The organism is Nitratireductor sp. XY-223, assembly GCF_004959855.1.
In the GTDB taxonomy this organism is placed as follows: Bacteria; Pseudomonadota; Alphaproteobacteria; order Rhizobiales; family Rhizobiaceae; genus Hoeflea_A.
This window is the reverse complement of the sequence record NZ_SPNT01000036.1, coordinates 1-7378: the sequence shown is the minus strand read 5'-3', so window position 1 is coordinate 7378 and position 7378 is coordinate 1. Positions and strand designations below refer to the sequence as shown.

The 7378-nt window shown below is 58.2% G+C and carries 3 protein-coding genes; 1 reads left to right on the top strand and 2 read right to left on the bottom strand.

The genetic code is table 11. The annotated features are described in order from the left end of the window. Positions 1-215 precede the first annotated feature (215 nt). Positions 216-2525 carry an autotransporter domain-containing protein gene (locus tag E4M07_RS28625; protein WP_136661834.1) on the top strand — a complete coding sequence of 770 codons (2310 nt, stop codon included), beginning with the start codon at positions 216-218 and terminating at the stop codon, positions 2523-2525. 92 nt (positions 2526-2617) lie between these two features. Here the strand turns inward: E4M07_RS28625 and E4M07_RS28620 are convergent, their stop codons facing one another. Together E4M07_RS28620 and E4M07_RS28615 are read right to left on the bottom strand one after the other, a co-directional pair. Next, a complete protein-coding gene (locus E4M07_RS28620) occupies positions 2618-3670 on the bottom strand; it encodes an AraC family transcriptional regulator (RefSeq protein WP_136661833.1) in 1053 nt (350 codons plus the stop codon). Positions 3671-3870: 200 nt separating this feature from the next. Next, positions 3871-5583 (bottom strand): peptide ABC transporter substrate-binding protein, encoded by a 1713-nt coding sequence (locus tag E4M07_RS28615; protein WP_136661832.1) that lies wholly within the window; start codon positions 5581-5583, stop codon positions 3871-3873. Positions 5584-7378: the final 1795 nt, after the last annotated feature.

Sequence of the window (7378 nt, the reverse complement as noted above, 5' to 3'; positions counted from 1 at the left end):
CAGGTGCCAGCTGACACCAGGCATCCCGAGACAGCGCGGTTTCTGGGCCCATCCGGAATTCTGACTGCAAATCATATTTCGATCCAAATCCTATTGCGAAGCGCGGTTGGCGCCCTGATCCGCCGGATTGCGCGCAGCGACCGGCCGGGAGGTCCGCAAAATCCCGGGCGACCTTGCTTTATCGATTTTCACGCAGATTTCGGGGGAGTGTTTCCTTGTCCCTTTTTCCAGTTTCCAGACTGCCCGCAAGGCGGGTGCTCTTCTGCACCACGGCGCTGTTCCTGGCCCAGGCGGCGATAGCGGCCGACGTCACCGTTTCCACCGGAACGACCGAAACCACCACGCAGACAATCGACGAGGACGGCGACACGCTGACGGTGGAGGAAGGCGGCACCATCGATACAACCGCCGCCGGCACCCAAGGTGTACGGGCGACAGGGGACAATCAAACGGTGATCAACCGCGGCACGATCAAAGGTGGCAAGCACATCGGTCTTGATGAGGATGACGGCATTGAAATCGAAGGCAGCAGCGGTTCCACGATCAACAACACCGACACCGGCACGGTTTGGGGAGAGGAATTTGGCATTCATGTCGACGAGAGCGACAACATCACGGTCAACAACGCCGGCACGATCGAGGGGGCGACTGAAGACGGCATCCGTCTCGACTTGAGCGACAACATCACGATCACCAACACTGGATCGATCATTGGCGGATCGAACGACGACGGCATCCGTATCGACGAGAGCCTCGAAGTCACGGTCATCAACGACGGATCGATCGATGCGTACGATGACGGTATCGATATGGGCGACAGCCACGACGCCACGATCATCAACAACGGATCGATCATCGTCACCAACGATAACGGCATCGATTTCGACGACAGCCACAGAGTCACGATCGTTAACAATGGAAGGATCGAAGCGAACGGCGATGGCATCGATTTCGATGTTAGCAACGACGCCACTATCATCAACAACGGCACGATAATAGCGCGTGAGCATGGCGTCGATGTCTCCGACTACAGCTTGAGAGCCAAGGTCGTCAACAACGGATGGATCGAGTCAACCCGTTGGCACGGCATCCATGTCTCGCTTAACAGCAGCAACACTGAGATCATCAACAACGGCACGATTAAAGGGGGGAACTGGGACCACGGCATTAGTATCGAAGGCAGCTTCGATACCGAGATCGTCAACAATGGCACGGTGACCGGAAACATTAACGGAATCGCAGTCACCGAAGACGAAAACGGAACAGCCAGCGACGGTGTCAAGATCACCAATCGCGGCACGATTGCCGGGGGCACTTATGCAATCTACATAGACAGCACGAGCACCGACATCACTTTGAACCTTCTGCCCGGCTCGGTGATCGACGGCGCTCTCGGCTTCTTCGGTACCGGCCTGATGCTCAACATCGGTGAGGGGCTGAATCTCTATTTCTCATATGCCGGAACCATCGAAACGCCGAACTTCGATATTCCCCATGTGCACGACGAAACGAACGGTGTCATCTACACCGTCGATCCATCCGGCTTCGCGCTGTCGCAGGCCTTCATCCAGACGACGGCCGATGCGGTGCACGAGGCGGTGCGCGACGGCGCCGGCCGCGGCAATGCGTTCGGCGGCGGCTTTTCCGGCAACAGCACCTTTGCCTACGGCACCGGCGATCCTGGCTTCGACACCGCCGGCCCGCGCGGCTGGGTGAGCGGCTTCGGCGGCTACCAGCAGCAGAACGGCACCGGCAACACAACCGGCGGCGACCAGGCCTATGGCGGCCTCGTCTCCGGTGGCGGCCTTGCCCTTGAGGATCGCATCTACGGCGCCTTCCTCGGCGGGTCCTATGCGCGGCTTGAGACCGATTACGATACGCAAAAGATCGAGGCCGCCTCCTTCTATGGCGGGCTCTATGGCGGAGCCCGCTCCGGGCCCTACTGGATCAGCGGTGCGCTGCTGGCCGGCTATAGCGAATTCTCCTCCGACCGGACCGTTGCCAACAACACGGTCGCGGGCGGGCTCGAGACGGCGTCGGCCGACTACGGCGGATATTTCATCTCGCCGTCGGTGACGGTCGGGCGGTCCATCGGCGAGCGCACCGAGATCAGCGTCGGCGGGCACTATGCCGGTCTCTTCCTCGACGGCTACACGGAAAGCGGCTCGTCCGCCAACCTGACGGTGGCAAGCCGGGCGGCCCATGTGGCGGCGGTCCGGGCAAAGGCCACCTATCTTGCCGGGCAGCAGCAGATGTGGAACGGCCTCGTCTCGGTCGAGACCTGGGCGGGCATCGACGGGGTCTTCAATTTCGGCGACAACGTGGAGGCCAGCGTCGCGGCGGGGGCGTTCGATGCCTTTTCGGCAAGCTTCGCCGAGGCCGCCGCCATCGGCTTTGCCGGCATCGGCCTCAACCACAGGCCGGACAGCGGCAACTGGTCGATCAACACCTCGCTTGAGGGCCGCTACGGCACCGATGCCTTTACCGAAATCCGCGCCTCGGCCACGGCGGCCGTCACGTTCTAGGCGCGTTCTTCGCAGCTATTGCCGGCCAGTCAGGCCGGCTATCTCCAACAGCGTTCCGCAAACGGGCGGTCTTCGCCCGAAATCCAAGGCCTTCACGGTCGGCACAAGGACAGGAAATACGTGTGGTAATGGCTCCACACATCTGCGCCGCAGTCAAAGGGAGCCGGCTGCCGGTGCCGCACGCGCGCCTCATTGCGGTATTCGCCCGGTGACATCCCGAATTCCCGGTGAAAGGATCTTGCAAAGACCTGCCGGCATGAGAAACCCAGATCGTAGGCCAGCTTGCCGATATTCCGGCCCCGGCTCGAGCGGAGGGCACCGGCGGCTTTGCTCAGACGTATGTCCTGGATCAGCCGACGAGGCGTTTCATGGATGCCGCACGCCCGGTAGAGTGTCGACCTGGACATTCCGAGCTCTGCGGCGATCCGCTCCGCCGTCAGATCCCTGTCCAGGTAATGCTGCTCGATGTACTGCCGGACCGCGGCTTTCTTGGACTGGAAGCTGATCTCAACGCTACTCAGATCCTTGATCTCCTGGAGCCTGATGGCGTCGATCACGAGGCGCGTCAGGCTGTCGGTCAAAATGCTGACTTCCCCGGAGCCTGCACGTTTCAATTCCCGGAAAAATACGGGAAGCAGATCCTTGAGCATGTTGCAAATGGGATTGTTGTCCAAAATCAAACCGTGCAAATCCGCCCCGGGCGGCAATTCGCTCAGCAACTGCGTGCGATTCAAAACAAGCGTGTAGCCGTCACAGCCGCTGTTTTCGGTTGAAAAGGGGCGCAACAGGTCGATTGCCCGGATGTCATGATCTTTCATCGTCCGGGTGTCGCCGCCGAACGCTGCCGCTTCATTGCCGCCCGAGACCTGGTAGATGAACTGGATCAGGTTCAATTCCGCTCGTCCCAGAGACTTCTCCGTCGTGCTTGCCTTGCTTGCGGAGCGGACGGCAAACCGGTCAAGCACCAGCTTTTCAGTCTGCAGGCTCTGCCTTTTCAGATGGAACGGATCCTTGAACGGCTCATCCCGTGTAAATTCAACGCCCGTCAGCTCTGCCTTGCTTTCCCGCCAGAAAGCGAATTGGTCCTCGGCCGGAAGGACCGTCGTATCCAACTCGACAGAGGTGACAGCGTTACCTTGCACCATCGTTGCCTGTTCCCGACCGGCTGTCGCTGACAGCCCGAGCGCTGCTGAAACGACAAATAATCGATATTTTGCGAGGTGCCGTCAAATGTGTTTGCCTGGGGCCGGTTGGCCGGTTTGCGCGGTCTTGTACGAATTGTACGGAACCGCATGTCGGTTCCACGGCGGCTATCCCGCCCCTGGAGGTGCGGTCCATGGCCGGCTTACTCCTGCGGACCGGCCTTGCGATGCCAGTCGGCCGCATTCCAAAGCTCGCTGTCCCACACATTCAGGACAACACCGCCCAGCGTGTTCGAGTGGGCCGACACATGACCGCGGTGCAACAGCGGGATCATGCCGCCGCCTTCGATCATGATATCGTTCAGGCGCTTGACCAGCGCGGCGCGCGCGCTGGCGCCGGCTGTCTCCGCCAGTTTCCTGTGCAGCCTGTCGAATTCATTGTTGCAAAAGCGGCTGATGTTGACGCCCTGCCACTGGGTTTCGGGGCGCGGAGCCTTGTCGCAAAGACCGTTGCCCAGATAGGCCTGCGGGTCGGTGCCGTTGAAGGTGTTGGCGTACATTTCAACATCGGCATAAAACTTCTGGAACGTGTCGGGCGAACCCGGGTCACCGCCGAAGAAAACGCCGGCATCAATGTTGCGCAGCTCGGTTTCGATGCCGATGCGGAGCCACCATTGCTTGATCAGCGCCTGGAAATCTTGACGCACCGCATTGGTCGAGGTCTGAAACACGATCTTGAGCGGCACTCCGTCCCTCTCGCGCACGCCGTCGCCGTCGGTGTCGATGATGCCTGCATCATCCAGCAGTTTGTTCGCAGCATCGATGTCCTGCCTGTCGCAGGTGAAAGTCGATGAGTTGGCGGCCGCAGGCGCCGGCACCCAGTTGCATGTCGCCTGGCCGGCCTTGCCGTAGCCGATCTCAACCAGAAACGGACGGTCGATCGCCAGCGACATCGCCTTGTAGACCGCCGGATCGGTCAGGAACGGATGCGGATGCCGTGCGGTTGATCGCTCACCCTCGGGCAGATCCGGTGACGGGTTTGTTCGATTGAGCATGATGCGCTCCACGCCCGCGCCGAAGCCCGCTGCCAAAACGCCTTTGCCAGCAGCCTCCATCTGCGCGATCACGTCGGGCGCCAGTTGCAGGTTCCAGGCGTAGTCGAACTCACCGGTCTCCATCACCGCCCGGCCCGCCGCGGCTGCATCGCCGCCACCCTTCAAGGTCAGCGTCGAAAAGGCCGGTTTGGCCGGGTCCCGATAGTTGGGGTTGGCTGACATGGTGATCAGGTCGTTCGGCCTGAACTCATCCACCACGAACGGGCCGGTGCCGATCGGGCCGAAATTCTCGGCGGTGCATTCAGGGGCCCTGGCGCCCATGCAGTTTTCGAATTGGGCTTTCTGGAGAACCGGGCTCTCACCGCCCACAAATGGACCATAAGGAAACGGCGTCGGGGCGTCGAATGTCACCGTGACAGTCATGTCATCAACCGCCTCGACCGACGCCACGCCTTCGAACTTTGTCGACAGGGCACAGCCGCCATCGGGATGCATGCAGTAATCGGCGGTGAATTTCACATCATGCGCGGTGAAGTCCGAACCATCGGACCACCGGATGCCCGAGCTTATTTTCCAGGTGATCGAGGTCAGGTCCTCGCTGACACCGCCGTTTTCGACGGTTGGAATTTCAACGGCCAGATAGGGCACCATCTCGCCGTTTTCGTTGTATCGCGCCAACGGCTCGATCACCAGTGAGGCCGCCTGCACGTCCTTTATACTGCCTGAAAGGAATGGATTGAGGATCGACGGAGCCTGCCAATATATGATTTTGACATGGCCGTCGGATCCACGCTCCGCGAGGGCCATGGGGGACAGAGCCGTGCTGATGATCGCGCCGAACAAAAGGGTTTTGATTTTCATTGAACGGTCCTCGTCTGTGACGATCGTCAGGCATTTCCGATTATTCATATACCAAAACTACGTTATAACATATCAATAGTAATATCATGAAATGCGTTGATGGGGACACTGTTCTCTCCACGGCCATGAATTGAACGCCACAAATCGGTGTTCATTGCAGGTTTTCTGTCGTGAAGTTCAGCATTTGACAGACGCACCGCGAATCAATACCGACTTTTGCAGTGTCTGGTGCCGCACCAATGCCGCCTGAAAGCGGACATCCGAAACGTCATTCGTGCGGAGCTTCAAGAAATTGCAATGCGTCGCCCCCAAAGCGCGAAAATCATTTATTTTCCGCTCTTTTAGAAGTGCCGGAACGTAGCACTTCTTCCCTAATGCGTTGCGTTTTGTTGCAAGCGCACGATCCGTTCCTACCGTGTCGGCGCGATAACCAATTGAAGTGAGGTGGTTTGCAGCTTTATGGCGCGCGCTTGTCGGTTGAAGGAAGGCTGTTGTCTATTTTAGGTTGTAGAAATTCGCTTGCCAGAAGCACCAAAACTCTATCCGAATATGATGATTTCCGCGTCGGGGGACCAATGGTAGCGGGAGAGGGACTCGAACCCCCGACACGCGGATTATGATTCCCCGTGTTTATATCAGTTAAGTGATTGAAAACATTGAGTAATTAGACTCAGAAATTTCTGGTGTGCAAGCATTTGGGAGACACACTCGGCCTCCTCACCATCAGATAATCCACAGATATCGGATTCGCTCAAAATCAGTGACCAATCGAACAGTCTGCCTATACAGTTGCCTATACATTTCTAGAACTGCATAGGCTATGCAGCTTCGAGGACACGCTAACTCGCTGAATGTCCTCGATAAATGTCCCCCGGATTTGTCTTCGCATTCGCTCGACCCCCTACGCTCACCCTCGTAAAAACATCTGCTTTATAAAGACAGTGTTTTTTATTCTCGGGCGGCGCAGCAAACGCTCACCCTGGCTATCGCCGAGAGGGTGAGTGTCTGCCGCTTGGGTTTACGCCGCACAATCAACCGACAAGGCCTGTGCAGCTCCAACCTGAGCGTAGGGGGTCGAGCAACGACGAGCGGCCAGCAACAGTTCGCTATCACTCACCGCTGCTGCCCTTGCTCTGTCGGCTCAGACAAATCCGGGGGACAAGTTAAGGCCATAGGCCGGACTTCTTTGAGCAGACAAAGAAGTCAAAAAGCCAAAACGCAGGTTTTGGCCAGACAAACAAGCTCAGCATAGGCTGAGCCCTTAATGTCGAACCCGAGATCGGGTTCGTCCGATTTCCGCTCGTCCATGAAGATGGCCGGGCGGACTTGCTGACTTCAATGTCCTGTTGGACCTGAAACCTTGCTCGCACGGTTCTCCGCATTGTACCGAAAACACCGGCCGTCAAGGCACCCACCTCGTTCCCGGTGGTGCTGAACTTTCTTTTGGGTACCCCGCCTCTGACTGGCCGGCTGGTTTCCGGTCTACGCCTATAGAACCGTAGCTTGCTGCGGTTGGTCGAAATTTATCAACCAAAAGCCACCTCGCAAGAGGTGGGCAATTAACAAGTTAATTATAGCACATACTATGGGATTAGACATGTACCTTGTGGCTTCTCGATATGTCAGTCGGGATGACCGCAAAAAGACAGATTTGCAAATTGATGGTCAGCAAATCGAGGGGATGTCCCGTTCTCTGTTGAAAAAGGAACGGGCAGCGTTGCGGTTTCATGATTAGGCGGCCTGCGCCATGTCGTCAACCTGGTTGCTGTCGCCCGATCCTGCGCCATGTCTGTGG

Bases quoted from the DNA above. Each gene is read 5' to 3' on its own strand.
- E4M07_RS28620 (WP_136661833.1), bottom strand. From the start codon at position 3,670: ATGGTGCAAGGTAACGCTGTCACCTCTGTCGAGTTGGATACGACGGTC.
- E4M07_RS28615 (WP_136661832.1), bottom strand. From the start codon at position 5,583: ATGAAAATCAAAACCCTTTTGTTCGGCGCGATCATCAGCACGGCTCTG.